The sequence below is a fragment of the Corallococcus sp. RDP092CA genome (genome assembly GCF_041903675.1).
Classification (GTDB): Bacteria; Myxococcota; Myxococcia; order Myxococcales; family Myxococcaceae; genus Corallococcus.
Genome location: NZ_JAYESI010000033.1, coordinates 22,818 through 43,444 on the forward strand (window position 1 = coordinate 22,818; position 20,627 = coordinate 43,444).

Annotated in this window: 23 protein-coding genes; 4 read left to right on the top strand and 19 right to left on the bottom strand. The window is 70.2% G+C overall.

Annotation, left to right across the window (positions count from 1 at the left end):
* Nucleotides 1-15: 15 nt before the first annotated feature.
* The 7 genes from U8525_RS27935 to U8525_RS27965 all read right to left on the bottom strand — a co-directional run bounded on the left by U8525_RS27935 (nt 16) and on the right by U8525_RS27965 (nt 6,925).
* On the bottom strand, nt 16-3,000 hold the full coding sequence (locus U8525_RS27935; RefSeq protein ID WP_374269729.1) for a hypothetical protein: 2,985 nt from the start codon (nt 2,998-3,000) through the stop codon (nt 16-18).
* Between the two features lie 51 nt (nt 3,001-3,051).
* Complete coding sequence (locus U8525_RS27940) at nt 3,052-3,270, bottom strand: hypothetical protein (RefSeq protein WP_374269731.1); 219 nt, start codon at nt 3,268-3,270, stop codon at nt 3,052-3,054.
* A gap of 53 nt (nt 3,271-3,323) precedes the next feature.
* Nucleotides 3,324-3,545, bottom strand: a complete 222-nt coding sequence (locus U8525_RS27945; RefSeq protein ID WP_374269733.1) for a hypothetical protein — start codon at nt 3,543-3,545, stop codon at nt 3,324-3,326.
* 45 nt (nt 3,546-3,590) lie between these two features.
* Nucleotides 3,591-3,812 (bottom strand): hypothetical protein, encoded by a 222-nt coding sequence (locus U8525_RS27950; protein WP_374269735.1) that lies wholly within the window; start codon nt 3,810-3,812, stop codon nt 3,591-3,593.
* Between the two features lie 353 nt (nt 3,813-4,165).
* Complete coding sequence (locus U8525_RS27955) at nt 4,166-4,477, bottom strand: hypothetical protein (RefSeq protein ID WP_374269737.1); 312 nt, start codon at nt 4,475-4,477, stop codon at nt 4,166-4,168.
* 59 nt (nt 4,478-4,536) lie between these two features.
* Entirely contained in the window at nt 4,537-5,880 is a 1,344-nt protein-coding gene (locus U8525_RS27960; RefSeq protein WP_374269739.1) for a hypothetical protein, read from the bottom strand.
* A gap of 274 nt (nt 5,881-6,154) precedes the next feature.
* Nucleotides 6,155-6,925: a hypothetical protein gene (locus U8525_RS27965; RefSeq protein WP_374269741.1), complete on the bottom strand. Its 771-nt coding sequence runs from the start codon at nt 6,923-6,925 to the stop codon at nt 6,155-6,157.
* Nucleotides 6,926-6,999: 74 nt separating this feature from the next.
* Between U8525_RS27965 and U8525_RS27970 the strand changes: the two genes are divergently transcribed.
* Nucleotides 7,000-7,710: a hypothetical protein gene (locus U8525_RS27970; protein WP_374269743.1), complete on the top strand. Its 711-nt coding sequence runs from the start codon at nt 7,000-7,002 to the stop codon at nt 7,708-7,710.
* Between the two features lie 7 nt (nt 7,711-7,717).
* Here U8525_RS27970 and U8525_RS27975 read toward each other — a convergent pair whose 3' ends face one another.
* From U8525_RS27975 to U8525_RS28025, 11 genes are all read right to left on the bottom strand, one after another.
* A complete protein-coding gene (locus tag U8525_RS27975) occupies nt 7,718-9,634 on the bottom strand; it encodes a tetratricopeptide repeat protein (RefSeq protein WP_374269745.1) in 1,917 nt (638 codons plus the stop codon).
* An 87-nt stretch (nt 9,635-9,721) separates the two neighbouring features.
* Nucleotides 9,722-9,964, bottom strand: a complete 243-nt coding sequence (locus tag U8525_RS27980) for a hypothetical protein (RefSeq protein WP_374269747.1) — start codon at nt 9,962-9,964, stop codon at nt 9,722-9,724.
* Nucleotides 9,965-10,002: 38 nt separating this feature from the next.
* Entirely contained in the window at nt 10,003-10,944 is a 942-nt protein-coding gene (locus U8525_RS27985) for a DUF808 domain-containing protein (RefSeq protein WP_374269748.1), read from the bottom strand.
* A gap of 86 nt (nt 10,945-11,030) precedes the next feature.
* Entirely contained in the window at nt 11,031-11,435 is a 405-nt protein-coding gene (locus tag U8525_RS27990) for a DoxX family protein (RefSeq protein WP_374269749.1), read from the bottom strand.
* A gap of 227 nt (nt 11,436-11,662) precedes the next feature.
* Nucleotides 11,663-12,562, bottom strand: coding sequence for an aspartyl/asparaginyl beta-hydroxylase domain-containing protein (locus U8525_RS27995; RefSeq protein ID WP_374269750.1), 900 nt, complete (start codon nt 12,560-12,562; stop codon nt 11,663-11,665).
* A 41-nt stretch (nt 12,563-12,603) separates the two neighbouring features.
* Nucleotides 12,604-13,032: a DUF533 domain-containing protein gene (locus U8525_RS28000; RefSeq protein ID WP_374269751.1), complete on the bottom strand. Its 429-nt coding sequence runs from the start codon at nt 13,030-13,032 to the stop codon at nt 12,604-12,606.
* A gap of 254 nt (nt 13,033-13,286) precedes the next feature.
* Nucleotides 13,287-13,874 (bottom strand): NIF family HAD-type phosphatase, encoded by a 588-nt coding sequence (locus U8525_RS28005; protein ID WP_374269752.1) that lies wholly within the window; start codon nt 13,872-13,874, stop codon nt 13,287-13,289.
* Between the two features lie 58 nt (nt 13,875-13,932).
* Nucleotides 13,933-14,562: a hypothetical protein gene (locus tag U8525_RS28010; RefSeq protein WP_374269753.1), complete on the bottom strand. Its 630-nt coding sequence runs from the start codon at nt 14,560-14,562 to the stop codon at nt 13,933-13,935.
* Between the two features lie 68 nt (nt 14,563-14,630).
* Entirely contained in the window at nt 14,631-15,404 is a 774-nt protein-coding gene (locus U8525_RS28015; RefSeq protein ID WP_374269754.1) for a hypothetical protein, read from the bottom strand.
* Nucleotides 15,401-15,817 carry a hypothetical protein gene (locus U8525_RS28020; RefSeq protein ID WP_374269755.1) on the bottom strand — a complete coding sequence of 139 codons (417 nt, stop codon included), beginning with the start codon at nt 15,815-15,817 and terminating at the stop codon, nt 15,401-15,403. Before U8525_RS28020 ends, U8525_RS28015 begins: the two co-directional genes overlap by 4 nt.
* Before the next feature lie 138 nt (nt 15,818-15,955).
* Nucleotides 15,956-17,236, bottom strand: coding sequence for a styrene monooxygenase/indole monooxygenase family protein (locus U8525_RS28025; RefSeq protein ID WP_374269756.1), 1,281 nt, complete (start codon nt 17,234-17,236; stop codon nt 15,956-15,958).
* Nucleotides 17,237-17,423: 187 nt separating this feature from the next.
* On the opposite strand from U8525_RS28025, the gene U8525_RS28030 reads away from it, so the two are divergent.
* From U8525_RS28030 to U8525_RS28040, 3 genes are all read left to right on the top strand, one after another.
* On the top strand, nt 17,424-18,515 hold the full coding sequence (locus tag U8525_RS28030; RefSeq protein ID WP_374269757.1) for a vWA domain-containing protein: 1,092 nt from the start codon (nt 17,424-17,426) through the stop codon (nt 18,513-18,515).
* Between the two features lie 40 nt (nt 18,516-18,555).
* Nucleotides 18,556-18,873, top strand: a complete 318-nt coding sequence (locus U8525_RS28035) for a cysteine hydrolase (RefSeq protein ID WP_374269798.1) — start codon at nt 18,556-18,558, stop codon at nt 18,871-18,873.
* A gap of 129 nt (nt 18,874-19,002) precedes the next feature.
* On the top strand, nt 19,003-20,025 hold the full coding sequence (locus tag U8525_RS28040) for a hypothetical protein (protein WP_374269758.1): 1,023 nt from the start codon (nt 19,003-19,005) through the stop codon (nt 20,023-20,025).
* A gap of 85 nt (nt 20,026-20,110) precedes the next feature.
* Here U8525_RS28040 and U8525_RS28045 read toward each other — a convergent pair whose 3' ends face one another.
* Nucleotides 20,111-20,611 (bottom strand): hypothetical protein, encoded by a 501-nt coding sequence (locus tag U8525_RS28045; protein WP_374269759.1) that lies wholly within the window; start codon nt 20,609-20,611, stop codon nt 20,111-20,113.
* Nucleotides 20,612-20,627: the final 16 nt, after the last annotated feature.

The window sequence follows — 20,627 nt, forward strand, 5'->3', positions numbered from 1 at the left end:
CGCCGCCCGCCTCCATCACAGGTGCGCGAGCACGCTCCGCGCCAGCGCGTCCGCCTCCTCGGGGATGGCGTGGACGCGCAGGCCGGTGTGCTGCTCCATCTTCCGCCGCGCCTCCTCCAGCACCTCGTCCCGGACGCCCAGGAACCACGTCTCCGTCCACCGGCTGCCCAGCAGCTTGCGTCCGCCCATCATCGCCAGGCCCACCACGGTGCAGGGCACGTCGTGCTCACGGGCGAGCAGCTCCAGGTACTCGCGCGTCGCGACCACGTCCTCCGGCCGGGTGTCCACCGACACGGTCAGCACCACCAGGCGCGGCAGGAACGTCTCGTAGATGTGCGTGGAGGCGTTGGCCCGGCGGTCCTGGCCCTGCGGCACGTAGAGCAGGCCGTTCTGCCCACCGGTGATGACCAGGTCGCAGTCCTTCGCCAGGTCCGCCATGAGGCGCCGCTCGAACGCCAGCCGCTGCGGGCCCTCCACGCGCAGCACGCGCGAGTAGCCCGTGTCCGAGCCCAGCAGGATGCCCGTGGGCTCCGTGGCGTGGTGGCGCACGCGCACGTGCTTCGCCAGCGCCTCGCGCAGGTAGACCTGCGTGGTGAACTTCCCCTGCACCGTGTCCGTGCCGAAGACGCCCAGCAGGTTGCGCGGCCCGTAGTCCTCCGGGCCCGGCTTCGCGAGCGCGTCCTGCTCTGGCACGGCCACGCGGAAGAAGAGGTTGGGGTCCGGCTCCAGCCCGTCGAAGAGGTCGTAATAGAGGATGTCGTCGTACAGCGACACCACGGGCAGCCGCCGGCGCGTGGCCACCTCCAGCAGCGCGCGGACGTGCGGGACCTCCGTCTCGAAGTTGAGCGAGCAGGTGAAGACCACCGCGTCGAAGTCATGGCGCGCGATGTCCGCCGGGTCGTTCACCACGGGCACGGACAGCGCCCCGGCCTGGATGTACGTGCCCGCGTCGCTGAGCGTCACCGTGTCATCGAAGACGACGCACGCCGGGGCCGGGCTGTGGTCGCGGAAGCGCAGGAGGGCGTAGCCCTCCTTGTTGTACTTGAAGACCGCGGTCCGCTTGCCCTGGAGCACCTCCATCACGTGCGCGCGCGTGTACATGTGGCGGCTGCGCAGCGTGGGGTGCTGCTGGAGGGGCAGGTGCTGGTCGCCCTCCCAGATCTCCCCCAGCTTCCGGTAGAGCACCTCCGGGTCGTACTTGGGATAGGTCCGGGTGTCGGGGGCGATGAGCAGCGGCACGCCGTAGTCCGGCATCTGGAAGACGTGCTCGCGCCCGGAGCCCTCCACGCGCAGCGCGTAGCGGCCCTGCGGGTGCAGGAGGAAGTACTGGAACGCGACGCGCAGGCCCGCGACCTCCAGCACCTCCGCGTCGAGCGTCAGCTCCCGGCGCGCTCCGGCGCTCACTCCCTCCAGGGACAGCCGGCGCAGGAGGAACGGCGGCTGCTCCTGCTCTCCGGCCTTGCTCACGTGGATGAGCACGCACTTGAAGGGGTCCACCGGGAAGGAGGTGAGCAGCTCTGGCGAGAAGTCCTTCAGCCGCGACACGACGTCCGCGTAACGCTGGAGGAACAGCGAGCGCGCCCGGTCCCGCTGCGTCGGATCCGGGATCATGAAGAGCAGGTCGCTGCCGCTGAAGACCTCGAAGCGGCGCCACGTCTCGCGCGTCTCCGCGTCCACCGGCTCCGGAAGCTGCGCCTCCACCAGCTTGATGAGCGCGTACATCCACGCGTTGCCCGGCGTCAGCCAGTGCTCGCTGTAGAAGTCGCGCCCCCACGTCGAATAGTAGAGCCGGGGCAGCGTCGGCGGCTCCGGCGGCGGCGTGGCGGCCTGGGGCTGCACCGACGTGGCGGGCTGCATGACGCCCTCCAGCCACTCGACGCCCTCGTGCCACCAGTGGCCGAACAGCTCCGTGTCGAACGCGAGCACGAACGTCTGCCCGTCCTGGACGAGCGCGCGGCGCGAGTCGAGCAGCTCCCAGAACTCGCGCACGTGCCGGGACACCTGCGCGCTGGCGGCGTCCACGTCGTAGAGGGCCTTCTGTCCCAGGTCGACCTTCTGGCCTGTCACCGCCTGGTACTTGAGGCCCGTCCACACGTGCCCCCGCTTGTTCGCGGGCACTGGCACGCCCAGCTCCTCGAAGTACTCCGGCCGCAGGTCGAAGCCCACGTCGCGGAAGAACTCGCGGTACACCGGGTGCGCGGGGAACGTGGACTCGGGCGACTTCCACAGGTACAGCCCGATGCGGTAGTCGTGGACCAGCACCTCCAGGTCCTCCTGGCGGAACACGCCGCTGGGGTCCTGGGGCTGGGACGCGCCAATGCCCGTCAGGCTGAGCGCGGTGCGGCGGATGCCATGGCGCGTGAGCACGCGCTCCAGCCCCGGCTGGAAGGCGCACTCAGGCAGCCAGAGGCCGTCCGGCTCGCGGCCGAAGAGGTCCTGGAAGGACTCCACGCCCCGCGCCACCAGCCGGTCCGCGACGGCGGGCTGGAAGAAGGGCAGGAAGTTGTGCTGCGGCGTGGAGGTCCACAGCTGCACGTTGGATGGCCGCGAGCGCCCCAGCGCGGCGAACACGTCCCGCAGGCTGTGCTCGCGCAGGAACGCGAGGCTGTCCTCCACGCGGCGCAGGTACATGCCCGCGGTGCGGTGGACCTTCGCGAGCGCCTCGTCCGACAGGGCTTGGGGGTACTTCTCGTAGCGGTTGTAGCGCTCCAGCCGCGAGGTGCGCTCCAGCTCGCGCGTGGCGATGCGCTTCAGCAGCTGGAGGTAGCCGGTGTAGCGCTCCTCGCAGCCGACGAGCTGCTCGAAGAGGCACGGGGTGAAGGACATCACCAGCGTGCCGGCGAAGCGCTGGGCGTCCCAGCGCTCCAGCATCCGGAACAGCGGGAGGTACGTCTCCGTCAGCGCTTCGAAGAGCCAGTTCTCCGGCTCGTCGAAGAGGGGCCCCTCGCCCAACACCTGCGGCATGTGGGTGTTGAGGATCAGGGTGAGGCGCGTGTTCATGAGGGGACCGCGAGCCGGGAGAGGCGGGGGAAGGTACGGCGGACCGCGGGGCTAGGCGCCGCCGCCGCAGTCCTCGGAGGGAGACGTCGCGCCGTCCTCGGAGCACAGCCGGTGGGCCGAGTTGAAGAGGTCCTGCCAGACCGTTCCCGGCCCCGATGCGACGAGCGTGTAGGTGGTGCTGGAGAAGTTCGACGTGGCGAAGCCCGTGACGTCCGGACCTCCATGAACCAGCTCCAGCAGCTCCGAGACATCCTTGCGCGTGAATCGCATCGGGGACCTCCGTGTGGCGGGTGGAACGGCAGGCGGAAGGCGCGGGCCGCGAGCTAGTAGCAGCCGAACGTGGAGCGGTCCTCGGCGGTGACGGAGCCGCCGTCCTCGCAGGTCCACTGGTACGTCCAGGAGTTCTGCCAGACGGCGCCGCCGCCAAAGGAGGGCACCATCGTCCAGGTGGAGCCGGCGAAGGTGGAGGTGCCGAAGCCCTGGACGTCCGGGCTGCCCTGCACCGCGTTCAACAGGTCACTGACGTTCTTGCGCGTGTAACGCATGGGAGTGCTCCGGGGGTGGCGTGGGGAAGACGGCGAAGCGGGGCGCTAGTAGCAGCCGACCTGGGACGCGTCCTCGTAGATGACCTGGCCGCCGTCCTCGCACATCCGGTGATTCGGGTTGTAGATGTCCTGGTAGATGTAGCCGCCCGCCGACGGGGTGATGTTGTACGTGGAGCCGCCAACGGTGGACGTCCAGAAGCCCGTCACGTCGGGGTTGCCCTGCACGGTGTCGAGCAGCTCGGAGATGTTCTTGCGCGTGTACCGCATGGTGGGGACTCCAGGGGGTGGGGGGAGATCGACGGAGCCCTGAATCCTAGGAAGGGGCAGAGGAGCGGGCAAGGCGAGGGAGGAAGGGTCCCCCGGAAATGTCAGGAATCACGTGCGATTTCCTGTTTCACGGTGTCACGGGGACCCCGGTGCCTCCTGGTTTCGGCCCCGGAGGGTCGAGAGCTGCTTGTAGATGTGCCCGGGCTGCTCCAACTGAAACGCGTTCGCGACCCGGGGCTCGCATGCGAGCGATTCCTCTTCCTCAACGTCACGTTCATGTCACAGCCGATCAGCTCGACGTCGCGCCCCAGCCGCCCATGCGCCGCGAGCGAGCGGACGGCGTACCCGAGCCCTCAGCCAACGTCGACGATGCGCAGCGGCGGCTTCACGCCGGACTCACGCAGCGCTTGCAACAGGGGCAGCAGCACACAGCGGATGCGGTCTGCTTGAAGGAACTCCTCGCTCAGCCGTTGCAGCTCGATGTGGGAGCGCAGCTGGGCCAGGCCGCAGGCCTCGAAGTCGAGCGTGTCGTTGGACGCGGGGAGCCGCTGCCCGTTCGCCATCAGCCGCGCCACCACCGCGGACCGGGACACCGGCCGGGGCTTCAGCGTCGCGACGTCGTAGTCGACGATGGGGTCTGAGATTTCGAGCAGGTCGGAGGACATTCCAGCGCGTGTGCGCCGGAGTGTACCGCAACGCCGGGGCGCCCCGGCGTCGTCCCTGTCTACTCGCGTGCTCCGGTCAGTCCCGGCGGGCAGCTGAAGGTGGCCGGCACGGACCACAGCTGGCCCTCGCCGGTGGTGGCGATGGCGGTGAAGAAGATGCGATTGCCCACGCGGGTGAACGCGTTCGGGAAGGTGACGTCCGCCAGCCGCCCCTGTGTCGCCGCGGTGCCCCGGGTGAAATAGGGGAAGGCGGGGCCCAGCGGATCCGGCGCGCCGCCGAACAGGACCTGGCCCGTGCCGGTGGCGAACACCGGGTAGCGGTACCCGTACTCCACATTGCCGTTGTCGAGGAGCTGACGGGTCCCCGCCGCCGTTCCATTCGTCGCCCAGAGCGAGATGGCCGTGGGCACGGGCGCATCGCTTCCGATGGCCACGGAGAAGTAGATGTCGCCGCCGGAGACCACGGCCATCGGCACGGAGGGATAGGTGTACTCGTAGGACCCGTAGGGGTTGGGCAGGGTGGTGATCCCCGTCTTGCCACCGCCCGCCAGCGAGAGCCGGTCGATGCGCAGCCGCTTCGTCACCGGGCTGTCCATGGACGTCAGATAGACAGACGTGCCCAGCGTTCCGAGCAGCCTCACCCGCTTGCCGAAGGCGTCCAGGCGAACGGTTCCCGCGGCGGTGCCATTCGTCTTCCACACCTCGGAGTTGGGGCCGTCCTCCAGGATGAACAACGGCTGCTCACCCGGGCCGCTCACACCCGTGATGCCGGCGCGCCCCGCGTCCAGTCGCTTGACGGAGGTGGTCCCGGCCGCCGTGCCGTCGGTGCGCCACAGCGTGGTGCCCGTGTCCTCGGAGATGAAGAAGAGCAACGCGTCGCCGACCTTCAAGGTGTCGTAGGCGAGCCCCGGGGTGCTGGTGAAGTCCCGCACCCGCAGCGTGCCGGCGGCCGTCCCGTCGGACCGCCACAGCTCCGGCCCGACCCTGTCTCCCGGGAGCGGCACCCAGCGGAAGAACACCAGGCGGCCATCGACCTCCGTGGCATTGCTCATCAGGGAGTCTTCCGCGCCGGGGGTGAGGTCCTTGACCAGCCGGGTCCCTCCCGCCGTCCCGTCACTGCTCCACAGCTCGAAGCCGTTGGCGTCGGTGCGCACCTGGAAGAAGAGCTTGTTGCCCACCGCGACGAGGCGCTGCGGCTGATAGACGCCGGGCGGCCCCGGAAACGACTTCACCGGGACGGTGCCCGCCGCCGTGCCGTTGCTGCGCCACAGGACCGAGCCGGCCTCGATGGTGGAAGTGACGAAGTAGAGCGTCCCCTGGACGTCGGTGAGCTCCCCCATGAAGTCCACCTGTCCCGGGGGCTGGAGGGGGTCGCCACCGGGGTCGCCACCCCAGGAGGGCACGCCTGGGCGGTCACCTCTCGGGCGTCGTCCGCCACCGTGGCCACGGGAAGGGTCTCCGCCGGTGAAGGCCCACCCGACAGCGCATCCCCTTGCAATCCCCCACAGCCCACCCCTGCCAGCCCGAAGCACAGCAAGGCGCTCCAATTCCTTACATGCATGGCATCTCCTCCCGGTCCACCGCGCTCGGAGGGTGGGACGCGTGGCCCTGTTTTCCAAGGGGGACCGTGAAGAGAGGGGATTGTTTCCAGACGTTAGGTTTGGGGGGCCGGGGGCTCTACGCGTCGTCGGGCTGCCCGATGAGGTAGGTGATGGCCATTCCCCGCGCGCGATGGACGCCGGCGTGCCACGTGTATCCATTCGCGTCGAGCCCCGCCGTGAGCTTCTCCAGGTCCTCCGGCGCGTAGGTCCGCAGCGACGACACCACGCCATCCCAGAGGAGGAGCAGCGGAATGACGGGCACCAGGTAGGTGAGCAGCCATCGCCACCAGCGCCTGGGGCGGATGAGCGGGGTGAAGCCCCACACCAGGGGGACGATGAGCAGCACCTGGAAGAGGATGTAGGGCAGCGAGCGCTGCGTCAGCTCGAAGGCGGCGAAGGGGACCTGTCGCGCGACGGTGTCCTCGAGGAGGGCGCGGACCTGCGCCGGGCGCAGGTGGTGCAATGCTTCGAAGACGGTCCGCACGCCCTTCAGCTCCTCGGGGACGCGCGTGGCGTCGACGGGGGTGTCGCGGTAGCTCGCGCCTGGAGGCAGCTCCAGCCCTGGCGTGGGGTGGAGGTCGGTGAGCAGGACCTCGGCCTCGCTGTTCTGCTTCCGCAGCACCGGGAGCAGGGTGCGCCACGGGCCGCCCGTGCCGGAGCACAGGTCGACAAGCTGGTTCGTGCCGGCCATGTGCAGCAGCGCCGCCAGCTGCGTCGCCATGCCGTCATAGGGCCGCGACTTGTCGAGGACGACGTGCAGGTAGTCGACCTCTCCCCTGCGCAACACCGTGGGCAGCCACGGTTGATCAAGGAACTCGAAGAGGTGAATGCGCGGGAGGAAGGGCATTGCCCGGAGGATAGCGCCTCCCCGCTGTCATGGCCCACGCTGTAGGATGGGCAGCCCACGGGGGAGACCCATCCATGCCCATCAAGGTCGGCTTCTGGAACTGCAACATGGCAGTGAATCCCTACTGGGAAGACCGGACCCTCAAGGTGAAGTTCGCCGCGATGAAGCAGGCCCTGTCGCAGTTCGCGCTGCGGTGCAACCCCGGCTCCCTGTCCATCTTCGCGGCGCCTGAATATGCCTTCGTGGGGCGCGGCAAGGGCCGTGCGCTCCCCGCCGAGCCGCTCCCCGTCACGGTGGTGAGCCAGTTCTTCACCGAGATGGAGAAGCTGTCGGCCGCCTATCCGCGGATCCTCATCGTGCCCGGCTCCATCGTCATCGAGAACCAGAAGAAGGTGCAGAACCGGGTCATCGGCTACTACGGCGGTGAGTCCGTCATCTTCGTTGGGAAGTATGAAGGCGTGGGTGAGGTCGGGAACCCGCCCGTGGGCGGCTACACCTTCGTGCCGGGAAACGGCGGTTTTGTCGCGACCGTCGCGTCCATGAGCATCTTCACGCAGATCTGCCGTGACGCGACGCAGACCACGACCCCCGATCCCGAGGTGGACATCCACCTGACCATCGGCCAGGGCGTCGGGCTCGGAACGATCGTCAAGCGGAAGCCCAACGTCGCGCGCATCGTGGCCGACCCCGGCGGCTACGCGGTGGTTGGCGACAATGGCAGTGTCGATCCCGACGCGACGGACGACTCCCTGGGCATCACGACCTACTATTACACCGTCGGCTAGCGGTGCCTCACCGCGCCAGGCGTTCGCGGACCCGGCTGATCAGCTCCGGTGATGCGTGGGCCGCGGCCAGCTCCTGGAGCAGGGAGCTCGCTTCGGCTCGGGCTCCCTCTTCCGCCAGGACCACCGCGAGCTGCGCCTTCGGCTCCGCCCATCCAGGGAGCAGCTCCAGGCAGGCGCGGAGGTCGTCGCGCGCGGTGGCGAGGGAGCGCTGGCGCAGCCGGCAGAGGGCCCGGTTGTAGCGGAGCGCCGCGACCTCGCCCGCGCTGCGTGTGCGGGCCACGCCCTCGGAATAGACAGCCACGGCTTCCTCGTCCCGGCCCAGGTCCGACAGCAGGGCGCCCAGGTCGAGCCGCACGTCACTCCGCGAGCCATCCCAGTGAAGGCTCCGGCGCAGCAGCGCGCTCGCCTCCTCGCGCCGGCCCTGGCCCAGGAAGACCTTCGCGCAGTCCCGCGCGGCCACCGCGAGGTGGGGGAACAGGTCGTGCGTGGACTCCGGCGGACGTCCTTCCTCCACCCACGCCGCCCAGGAGGCTCGCTCCGCCTCACCCAGGTGCATGCTAGACCCCGCGAGCAGCGCGCGGGCCTCCTCCTGCCGCCCCAGCTCCAGCAGGCTGCCCAGCCGGTGGGCGATGCTGACGGGGTCCCCGGGCATGGCCTCCTGCGCGGCCTCCGCGCAGCGCAGGGCTTCGGCCGCGTCTCCGCTGCGTCGATGGACCGCGGCCAGGTTGGCCCAGGCGCGGGGCTCGGGCTTCGATGCCCGGGTCGCCTGCTCGTAGCAGGCTCGCGCCTGGGACATGTCGCCCAGGACGTAGGCGACGACGCCCTGCTGGAACCGGCGCGCGCCGGAGTCCGGCTGCTGTTCGCAGGCGAGCTCCAGGAGCCGCCGGGCGTCCTGCTCGCGCCCCTGCTGGATGAGCAGCCCCGTGGTCACCGTCTCCAGCTCCTTGTCGGAGAGCTTCGTGAGCAGGGCGGGCACCTCCTCCCAGCGCCCCGCCCCCAGCGCCGTGCCGAGCTGCGCCAGTGCATCCTGCCTCACGCGGGTCACCGTGGTGACGTCCACGCCCAGCTGGGCCAGCGTCGCGCCCCAGTCCACGACGCCCTGCACGTCGAGCATCATCACCACGTGCGACAGGCGCGTGAGCACCTCCAGCATCGGGACCTGCGCCTGCTCGGGAATCGCCAGGCCGCCCACGACGTGGGTCGCGCCCTGGGCCGCGATTTCCTCCATGGGAACGCTGGGGCCCACGAGGGCCCGCCAGCGCGGCGCACCGGGTGGGGTCGTCCAGGAGGCGATGAGCAGGTTCGGATGCTCCCTGGAGGCCGTGAGGAAGAGGGGCCCCCGTTCGAGCTTCCGGGGCAGGGGTGTCGCGAGCAGGTCGCGCGCCGTCGCTCCCGGCAGCGGCCGGTCCGCGGGGCGCTCCGGTGACAGCACGAAGACCGACTCCGGCTTCAATCCCAGACGCTCCGCCATCCACGCCGAGGGCAGCAGCCCCTCGCCGTCGTTGCAGATCACCAGCGCTTCAATCTCCATCCCGGGCGAGAAGTCGCGCGTCCATTCCGTCCCTGCGTCCCGGAGCGGCAGCAGGCACAGCACGCCCTGGTTCTCCCCGGTGCGGAGCACCACGCCACAGGGCGCCACCACGTGGAGGGGGTTGGTGCGGAGGACACGTGCGGGCGGTTCGGGAGGCGCGCCGGTGGGAACCTCGAAGGGAACGGCCGCCGCGCCGCGCCGCTTCGCTGGCTCACGGGACGCGAGGTCCAGCCCCCTGCGTGAGGCCTCTGCCTGCAACCGCGCGACGGCCTCGGGTGTCAGCGAGCTCCGCTCCTTCCAGAGGGTGAAGAGGCGCTCGTCCTCCACGCCGCTGTAGTCCACCTGGACCGGTCGGTCGGAGAAGAGCCGCTTGAGAAAGTCACCCACACCCATGTCTGGTCCCCTGCGTGGAGCGCTGACCGCGCGGCCAGGGAGCATACCCATTCCCTCCGGGAGGGCGGGCTCCCCGGCCGCGTCAGCTCACGGGTGGCAGCTCAGGTCATACGGGGTGGTGGAGGCGGTGTTCACCCCGCACCACAGCGACTTGCTGGACGTATTCCCCCACGTGTCCTTGGCGGTGACCGAGAACGGCAGCTCCGTCTGGATGGAGGTGGTGCCGGGGATGTTCCACTGCACGCTCCAGGGCGCCTGGGTCAGCGTGACGCTGAAGGTGGGAATGATGAGTCCTCCCCCCTCTGCTGGACTCGTGAAGACATCCAGCATCCGTGGTTGCAACTCCGCCCCCGGCGCGGGGGACCTGGCTACTGCTTCGCGCCCCGGCCCTTGAGCAGCTTCTGGCCCAGGGTGAAGAGCACCACCAGCACGGCGCCGGCGCCCAGGCCCACCGCGGCGTTGAGCAGCATGGGGGCGAGCCCGCCCAGGATGCTGCCCACGCCGGGCACCGCCGAGGCCCACCTGGCGAAGGACTCCTCCGCGTGGTGCAGGCTGGAGACGCCGTGCACGAGGATGCCGCCGCCCACCAGGAACATGGCCGCCGTCCCGGCCACGGAGAGGAACTTCATCAGCCACGGCGCCGCGCGGAGGATGCCGGCGCCCAGCGTGCGCGCGAACCCGCCCGTCTTGCGGCTGAGGTACAGGCCCGCGTCGTCCAGCTTCACGATGCCCGCCACGATTCCGTACACGCCGGCGGTCATGATGAGCGCGATGCCCACCATCACCGTGACGCGGGTGGTGAAGTCCGCCGTCGCCACGGTGCCCAGCGTGATGGCGATGATCTCCGCGGAGAGGATGAAGTCCGTGCGCACCGCGCCCTTGATCTTGTCCTTCTCCAGGGCGACCCGGTCCACGTTCGGGTCCTCCAGCGCCTTGCGGAGCTCGGCGTGGTGCGCCTCGTCCTCTTCCTTGCCGTGCAGGAACTTGTGCGCGAGCTTCTCGAAGCCCTCGAAGCAGAGGAAGGCGCCGCCCACCATCAGGAGCGGGGTCACCAGCCAGGGCGCCAGCGCGCTGATGGCCAGCGCGGCCGGCACCAGGATGGCCTTGTTGACCAGCGACCCCTTCGCCACCGCCCACACCACGGGCAGCTCGCGGTCCGCGTTCACGCCCGTGACCTGCTCCGCGTTGAGCGCCAGGTCGTCGCCCAGCACCCCCGCGGTCTTCTTCGCCGCCACCTTGGTCAGGATGGAGACGTCATCCAGGATGGTCGCGATGTCGTCGATGAGCGCAATCAGGCTGCTGCCTGCCATGGCTGTCTTCCGGTCTGGGGGTGGGGACGTCACCCTGTTGCCAGCGCGGATTAGCACAGCGGCCGGTCCAGGGCACGGCCCGGCGCTCACACGCGGGGTGTGCGCCGGCGGGCGGCGTCCACGCTCCAGATGCCGGAGCCGTGGGCGGAGATGTAGAAGAAGGCGAAGCAGTAGAGCGCCGCGAGCTCGCCCTTGTTCAGGAGGGGGTTGAGGTTGCCCCCGTTGGGGAGCACGTGCCCCATGAAGAAGGCGAACGCCATCGTGCCGCTCGAGATGAACGCCGCGGGCCCGGCGAACAGCCCGAGCGCCACGAGCAGGCCGCCCAGGAACTCGATGGTCCCCGCGCCGTAGACGATGAACGGCGGCGCCCCGGCGGGCATCCCGCCGAACAGGCCGAAGAGCTTCTGCATGCCGTGCTGCATGAACATCAGCCCCGCGGCGATGCGGAGCAGGGCGTAGATGCGTTCGGCGTGGGGCCGCAGGAATCCCATGGTGTTCTCCGAGCGTGTGCCGGGGGATGGAAGGTCCCGGCACGCGCCCGTGAACCATAACGGCGGGCCCGTGTCCACGCCGCGCACGGGCCCGGGGCGCTCACTTCGTGTTCAGGGCACGGCCTCATGCACGATGGTGGCCTTGTCCACCGCGCCCGTCATCCCGGAGTGCGCGCGCCATCCGTGTCGCGGGAGCGGTGCCGCTCATGCCGTGGCTCCGGCGGGGCTCACATGCGCCAGAAGCGGCGCACCTGGGCGTCCGTGCGTTCCTGCTCCTCGAAGCGGACGAGGAGGGGCTCGGACATGGCTTCCGGCACGCGCAGCTGGGCGAGCAGCGCGCGGACCTCGAACTTGCGCGTGAGGCCGAGCAGGGCCTCGCGCTCGGGGACGGTGAGGCCGGGGTGCCAGCAGTCCGCGATGAGCACCACGCGGCGCTCGGTGCCCCGGTTCCAGGTCTCGTGCTCGAAGGAGTCGTGGAAGGTGAGCACGCGGCCCGGCTCCCAGTGACGGCGCTCGGTGCCCACGCGGATGCCGCAGCCCTCCGGCACCCGGAGCCCCAGGTGCAGCCGCATCCGGAAGCCATCCCACGAGCAGTGCGGCGTCAGCGTGGTCCCGGGCGCGTGCGAGGAGAAGAGCACGTCCGCCAGCGGGAAGTCGGTGCACTCGCCGTCCAGCGACCGCACCGCGGCGGCCGTCTCCTCCATGGCGAGCTGGGGCCAGAAGAGGCGGTCGGTGCGCTCGCCGCCGAAGTAGATGGGGTGCACGGTCCAGCGGCCCGTGCCGACGATGCCGGAGTCGTAGTGCAGCAGGTCCGCGTGCTCCAGCCGCTCCAGGTCGCGCGTCACCGCGGTCAGGCAGCCCTCCAGCGCCTTCGCGGCCGGAGGCGGCGGGTCGCGCCACGGACGTTCATCCAGGCCGGGGAAGGGCGGGAAGATGGTGGGGGACTGCTCGGGCCGGGCGGGAGGCGCGGGCACCTGGCCCGCGAGCATGCGCAGGTAGTGCTTCAGCCGGTCCAGCTCCGGCCCCGCGCCCAGGACCGCGTCGAAGTAACCGCCCTGTCGGGCCAGGTCGACGATGCGCTGGCGCACCTGCGCGGTGAGCTCCTCGGGTGACGTCTGCGCGACCATGGGGCCTCCTGGGCGGTGCGGGGACACGGCGTCCTTCAGCCTCAGAGCAGCTTCGCCATGATCTCCTTCTCGCGCTGCTCGAGCTTGATCGAGTCGAGCGTCCAGCCGATCAGCTCGTCGGCGAGCGACGTGTCGATGCCGAAGGTCTTGGCGGCGTCCTTCACGGCCGCGCGCTCCTCGGTCGCGATCTCCCCGTCCGCGCACGCCACCTCGACGAGCATGCGCAGCACGGAGGCCCGCAGCTCGCGGTTCTCGATCTTGCGGACGATGTCCGCGAGGTCGCCGGGCTTCTGGAACTCCTTCTCGATGAGGGTGGCGATCCGCTCCTCCCGGGGAGACAGGCCCAGCCCCCGCACCACGTCATCGAGCTGCTGGCGCTCGTCCTCGGTGACCCGGCCATCGCTCGCCGCCACGTTGGCCATGGCCTGGATGAACGCCAGGAGCTGCTCCTCGGGATACTCGCGCGTCATATCGTCTCCAGAGCGGGCGGCACGCAGCGGGCCGGGCTCCTGAACAGAGGTGGGACAGGGCTGCTGGGAGACCCAGGTTAACGGGCGCCCGCGCGGAGCGAAAACGGATTCCACCACCGCGCCACCCGGCGGTCCGCGGGGACGGGGGCGCGTCCTCGCACGGGGTTCTGCCTTTCGGATATCGTCGCGCGGTCCACCCTCCGCTCCGAGGCGAGGGCCCGCCTGTCCTCTCCCGTAGTTGATGGAACGGAGCGTCAGCCCTGGCGGAGCTGCTTCCGCCAGTTTCGTTTCTCGATGCACCGGACGTTGTCCACGTCCGCGAGCGTGACCAGGTACCGGGACAGGTCGAGCAGCTCCGTGTCGTGCTCCTGTCCTTCGTACTCCTGGACGTAGATGGCGTTGCCGTGGTTGTGGACGCACTTGGCCGGCGTGTCGTCGACAATCAACACGCGCTCCAGCCGGTAGCCCCGCCGCTTCAGCTTGCGCAGCTTCTTGACCCAGTCGTAGTGCAGGCCCGGATCGAGGAACCCGTCCCGCTGAACGCCGGCCCGGTCGAGCGCGTATGTGCACCGGCTCCGCCCCCAGACGAAGTCCAGCGCCAGCTCCGAAGGAACAATGCGCTTCACGATCTCCGCGACGTACCGGTCGTCCCCGGCGGACCAGATGGCGAGCCGGAAGCGAGCAGCGCACTCTCGCAGGAAGGGCTCCAGCCGCGGGCGCACATGGACGAAGTAGCCGAGGACCTGGAAGTCCGCCTCCCGGGCCAGGGGCTTCTCGCTCGCGTGGACCAGGGTCTCATCCAGGTCCAGGATCAACAGGATGCTGTCCGTGGGTGTCTTCACGGGTAGGCCTCCGTCGAGGTGCCGACGTCCGGCTCCCTCCCCTCATGACGGCGCGGCGTCACTGCACGCCGGGCGCGCGGAACACCTGTCCGTTGCGGCCCTCCAGCACGAGGCTGGCCTCGTCGGAGCTTCCCACACGCAGCTCCACGCGAGGCTGTCCGCGCCGGTCCACCAGGAGCAGGCCGGGCGAACCCTCCTCGTCCGCGCCCAGGATGGCGCGGGGCCGTCCCGTGACGTCCGCCAGCTCCAGCCGCGACGAGCCATCCACTTGAAGCCCCACGGAGAACAGCTCCGCGCCTCCGGACTTGGACAGCGTCAGGCGCGGCGCCTCGTCCGAGAACACCATCAGCTCCGCCAGCGACTCACCTTCCGCCGTGGAGAAGCGCAGCCGGGGCGAGTCGTCCTGGCCCACGCCCAGCAGCGCCCGAGGGCGGCCCTCGCTGTCGTTCAACACCAGCGCCGCGCCGCCGTGGAGGTCCGCTTCCAGGCTGGCCCGCGTGCGGCCTCGGGCGTCCTTGAGCACCAGCCGGGAGGCCACCAGCTCCCCCGAGTGCGGCGGCGGAGCTTCGTCACGCAGGGCCGCGGTTCCCAGCCCCGCTCCGGCCAGCACGAAGGCCGCGAGGGTGAAGCCCTGCCACCGTCGAAGCCGCGCCTCCAGCCGCTCCATGCGCGCGTCCAGTGAGTCCATCCCGGCGTCGCCTCCTGTCCCACCCTGGCGGGACAGCGGGAGGCTAGCAGAGGCAGGTGGGGCCGTGCTCAGCGGGGCAGGAAGAGGAGCAGGAGCGTGGGCACGGCGGCGACGAGGAGGCCCGCGCCCAGTGCGAGCACCATCTGGAGGAAGAACAGGTCCTCCAGCGTCTCCTCCAACACGCCCTCCAGCCGGTCGATGGCCAGCAGCTCCAGCTCCCGCACCGCGGAAGGCATGTCCGGCGACGTCAGCACCGCGCGAAGGGCAATGAGTCCCAGCACCCGGCGGGACTGGTCCATGAGGAAGCCCTCCAGCCAGCCTGCGCGGGACGCCGCGGAGTCGCGCACCTCCTCGGGCTCGTGCATGCGCTCCGCCACCGACTGCTCGATGGCCCGGGTGAGCCCCTCGCGGTCAAGCGTGCTGGCCCCGCGCAGCCGCTGGGCGACCTTCAGCGTCGCGGGCTTGAGGATGGCGTACGCATAGCCCATCAACCCGCGCGCGCGGACCTCGCTCGCGAGCCGCGAGCTGACCCCGTGGAGCATCCACACGTAGCCCCCGGCCACGGCCAGGGACAGCGGCGTGAGGACGAAGCCCAGGACGCTCAGCCAGGAGGGCGCCGGGGCCGCGCCGGTCCATCGCGGCGCGAGCACGAAGACGCCGGCCAGCACCAGGCCGAAACATCCGAAGAGGAAGAAGCCCTTCAGCGCGCCCTTCACGCCGGAGCCCAGCAGCGCGGGCACCAGGGCGACGATGCTTCGCAAGCCCGCGCGGATGATGCTGCCCATGGACGCACGCGGAGGCGCCGCGCCCGGGGCTGTCTGCTCCAAGGCCGCGTGGGTCATGGCGAGCGCTCCACGGCCGCGACGCCCACCTCCGCGCGGGCCCACCGGTCCACCTGCTCGGCGGAAGGCGGGGATGCCGGCGCGTCGGCCTTCAGCTCGCGCCGGCGCCGCCACCACATCAGGAGCGCGGCGGCGCCGAAGAGCATGGCGCCCATGGCCAATCGGGGGAGCAGCCACGGAATGGGAGCGGACCGGGAGCGCTGGCGCTCCTTCCACCACGCCGTGCCTGTGCCGATCAGCGCGAGCACTCCCGGAATGGCGGCCACGCGCCACAGGCGCCCGCTGTCAGGGCCCGGTACGAGCGCCAGGAGCCCCAGGAACACCGTCGTGAGCCACAGCAGGATGCGTCCCAGCCGAGAGTCCGTCAGCCCCACCAGCGCGGCCGTGACCGGCTCGGAGCCCTCACCCCTCATGTTGCGTCCCCATGGGGACGTCATCCTAGAGGGAGAGGGCGTGCGCCCTCAAACCCGCCCGAGGGCTCCAGCCGCGTCACTCCCATGACCCAGACGCGCCCCGCTGACATTGGGAGTGGGTGTCGGGTGCGAAGCACGTCACGCACTCGAAGCTGTCGAACTCGATGAGCCTGGCGGCGTCGACGCGGCGGCTGCCCGCTGGATGAAGGCCTCCGTCTCCTCGGGGCTGACAATCCATGGCCAGAAGCGCTGTGGCTCTCCGAAGTTGTCGAAGAACGTGTCGGCCAGGGACGGCACCTTCGAGGCGGCTCCCAGGTAGTCCAGCACGTGCGGCGGGGGCGGCTGGAGCAGCATGTTGGTGAACGCGGTGATGTATTGACCTTCCGTCCTCCAGAACTGCTCGAAGCTCTGCTCCATCCAAGCCGCGGTGAAGGGCTGGTCGCCGTGCGCGAGGATGGCCCGCGTCATCGCGTGGGCCTGCTTGGACGCGCTGTTGAGCCCCTGGCCCGCGATGGGGTCGTTGAGCATGACGACATCCCCCATCCCCATCACCTGCCGCCCTGACGGCAGCCGGCCCACCGGCTTGCGCACCGTGGGCGTGAACGCGCCCGTGAGCCAGGAGGACTCGTCCACGATGGATGCGCCCTCCAGCCGCTCCGCCACCCAGGGAGAGAAGTCCCGCAGCACCTGCTTCATCCGCTCCATCGCCTCGCGCGCGGTGCTCACGCCTCCGAAGCGGTCCAGTCCCTGGCCGGGGATGGCCTCCAGCAGGAGGCAGCTCTGCGGGCCCCGGATGCGGTCGAAGTACGGCATGGCGAAGTACTCGCCGTGGCCCGCGGTCAGGATGAACTTGAGCGCGGGATAGGGCGTCTCGTACAGCGGCTTCATGCCGGTGACAATCATTGCCGCGAGGTGCCGCTGCGGCTGTGTGTGGATGCTGCGCTCGGCGTCCCGCTCGAACAGCCGGGTGAAGCTGTTGCGCCCCGTCGTCACGACCACCAGGTCATGGTCCGGCGCGAGCTTCTCCAATGCCTCCACGTCCACGTCGCGCACCACCACCGTGCCGCCGCGGCGCTCGAGCTCCGCGAGCCAGCGCGAGTACTTCGCCCGCAGGTCCAGCGACTTGCCCGGGTGGAGCATGCGTCCCTGGACGCGCAGCACCCGCTGACCCGGCGCCGCGCAGACGTCCAGGTCTCCGCCCCGGGCGTACTCCCCCGGGCCCTGCCAGAAGTCGAGCCCCAGCTCCTGCTCGTACTGGTATGCCCGGCCGAAGAGGTAGGTGGTCGCGGCCAGCCGGGCGTTGAAGAGCTGCTCGGGCGTGCGGTCCGAATAGACGGTGACGGCGTAGCCCTGCTCCAGCAGGCCGAAGCCGAGCTGTAGCCCCGCCTGGCCCGCGCCGATGATGCCGATGTTCCTCATGGTCCCCCCTGGGTGATGTCCGGGCGTCACGCCCTGCCCCGGCAGTACGGCCCCGGAGCGCTGTCCTGGCTACGTACCCCGGTATGACACCGCCGGGAAACCGGCGCCCCGGAGCCGCCGGCCATGTCAGACCCCGCGAGTACTGTTCTTCCTGTCGCAGCGAGAAACACGCGAGGGGGAGCACGCCATGACCATGTCTGTGATTGATAACCGCGTCGAGGTCGTCTTCAGCTTTGACACCACGGGCAGCATGTATCCGTGTCTTGCGCAGGTGCGGAAGAAGCTGGGGGCCGCGGTGGCCCGGCTGACCAGGGAGATCCCGGGGATCCGCATCGGCATCATCGCGCACGGCGACTACTGTGACGCGAAGTCCACCTACGTGACCAAGACGTTGGATCTCACGGACGACGCCAAGGCCATCACCCGCTTCGTGGAGAAGGTGGGGAAGACGGGCGGCGGTGACGCGCCGGAGTGCTACGAGTTGGTGCTGCACGAGGCGCGAAGCCTGTCCTGGACGGAGGGCTACACGAGGGCGTTGGTGCTCATTGGCGACGACGTGCCGCACCCGCCCCAGCACAACCCGAAGAAGCTGGACTGGCGCAAGGAGGTGGCGGCGCTGGGGGAGCAGGGCGTGTCGGTGTACGGCGTCCAGGCGCTGAACCGCCGCCACGCGACGTCCTTCTATAAAGAGCTGGCGGAGAAGTCGGGCGGCTTCCACCTGAGCCTGGATCAGTTCTCGCACGTCACCGACATGCTGCTGGCCGTTTGCTACAAGCAGTCCTCGGACGCGCGGCTGCAGTCGTATGAAGCGGAGGTGTCTCGCGAGGGCCGCATGAACCGCGGCCTCAACGCGATGTTCAACACGATGCTCAAGCGGACCGCGTCCACGCTCTTCGGTGAGACGGACCTGCGGGCGGTGCCTCCGGGGCGCTTCCAGGTGCTGGAGGTGGAGGCGGACTGCGCCATCAAGGAGTTCGTCACGGAGAACGGCCTGGGCTTCAAGGCGGGGCGCGGCTTCTACGAGTTCACCAAGACGGAGACCATCCAGGGCCGCAAGGAGGTGGTGCTGATGGACCGCAAGTCCGGCGACCTCTACAGCGGCGAGCGCGCGCGGGAGATGCTCGGCCTGCCGCCCGGAGAGACGGTGCGCATCCGGCCCGCGAGCCTGGAGAAGTACGTCGTCTTCGTCCAGAGCACCTCCGCCAACCGCAAGCTCAAGGGCGGCACGAGGTTCCTCTATGAAGTAGAGGACTGGGACGGCGCGCTCGCCGCGGCCTGAGCCGGGGTTGGCTTGAAGGGCAGCTGGGGCCGCGCAGATCATCGACGCGCTGGCGCCGCAGAAGGGCGACATCGTGATTGAAGGCAAGCGCGGCCTGGACACCTTCGCCAGCACCAGCCTGGACTTCATCCTGCGCAGCAAGGGCATCAAGACGGTGGTGATGGGCGGCTTCCTCACCAACTGCTGTGCCGAGTCGACCATGCGCACCGCGTACGAGCACGGCTACGACGTCATCACCCTCACTGACTGCGCCGCCGCCACCTCGGCGGAGGAGCACCGGAACGCGCTCAAGTACGACTTCCCCATGTCCTCGCGCCCCATGCTGTCTTCGGAGGTGATGGGCCTGCTCGGGGCGTAGGTAGGGCCGGGCGCATGGGGGGCGGGCTCCGGGCCCGTCCCTTCCGCGTCCTCCGAGGCGGCGGCCCCCTTGCGAACGTGCGCGGGACACCACTAGAACCGCGCCGCTGATTTCCGGAGGGGGTTTTACGTGTTTCGAAAGAATGTCCTCGGCGCGGTGTTCGCGCTGGGGCTGCTGACGGCGATGGGGGCCCAGGCCGAGGTGCTGTTCGCCCAGGCCAACTTCCTGCTCAACAAGAACCAGCTCTCCGCGGTGAACTACCGCGGCAAGGGCGCGGCCATCCCCGTGGGGGCGAAGGTCGCGGTCCTCGAGCGGGACAAGGATGAAGTGCGCTGCAAGGTGGTGGACTCCGGCCTCGAGTTCCGGTTCGTGACGCACCGGAGCCTGGGCAAGCCCGTCAACATGCTGTTCGCCGGCTTCTTCGCCGAGCAGGACCCCGCCCCGCGCATCGCCGCGCTGACGCCCGAGGAGCAGAAGCAGGTGCGCGCCGGAGAGCTGGCCCGGGGCATGTCGCGCGAGGCCGTGCTGCTGGCGGTGGGCCCGCCGCCGCCGCACCGGACGCCGTCGCTCCAGGCCAACCGCTGGACGTACTGGAGCTCGAAGTTCTCCACGTTCGAGGTGGAGTTCGGTCCGGAGGGCAAGGTGGTGCGCGTGGGCGACGAGCCCGCGGCCGCGCCGGCTCCGGTGGAGAAGACCTACTACCACGCGACCGCGAACTTCCACTTCGAGGACGGCACCGTGTCCTGGGTGAACTACCTCAAGGGCCCCATCATCCCGTTCAACGCGAAGGTGGAGGTGCTGGACAAGGGCTCGTCCTCCGTGAAGTTCAAGGTCTTGGACTCCGGCGCGGAGCTCGAGTTCGAGAACGACTCGCGCTCGGGTTCGGACACCTGGAAGCTGTTCCAGGCCGCGTTCGCGCTGGAGGACCAGGCCGCCAGGATGGAGGCGCTGTCGCCGGAGGACCGGCGGCGGGTCTCCGCATCCGAGGTGGAGCTCGGCATGAGCCGCGAGGCCGTGCGCATGGCGTGGGGCCCGCCGCCGCCGCACGAGACGCCGTCGTTCCACTCCAGCACCTGGACCTACTGGAAGTCGAAGGCGACCAAGGTGCGCGTGAAGTTCGACAAGGACGACAAGGTCGCCGCCATCGAGTAGCGCGGCGACACCCTGAAGGAAGAAAGGCGTGACGGCTCATCGCCGCCACGCCTTTTTTCTTCATCGCGTCAGGCTGGGCGGCGGACTACTCCAGGGTGGGGGCCTGGCTCATGCCGACCGTCGGGTCCTGCACCGGCCCGTGGGCCAGGTCCAGCACGCTGGTCGCGGCGCCACCCACCGCGCCCAGGGCGCCGCCCACCGCACCCGCGGCGCCCTGCACGCCCTCGGCGACACCCTGCACGCCCTGGGCAACGCCCTGCACGCCCTGCGTGATGCCCTGCACCAACTGCGCGATGCTGCTCAGCACCGAGGCGGCGCCCTCCAGCAGCTTGCCCAGCTCCGCGGCCTTGCCACCGATGCCGCCGACGTCGAAGCCGTCCTGCTTCAGGGCCGCCAGCGGGTTGGAGGACTTCCCGTCCACCTTCCCGGCGGGGGAGGAGGTCGCGGCGCCCGGAAGGCCCGGCGTGGTGGGCTTGGCGGCGGCGGACTGCGAGGTGGGGGTGGTGGGCTTGGAGGCGGGGGACGTCGGGCTCTGGATGGAGGGGGTGGGGCGGGCGGCGGGGCTGCTGACGGAGCGGATGGCCATGACGGGACTCTTTTCT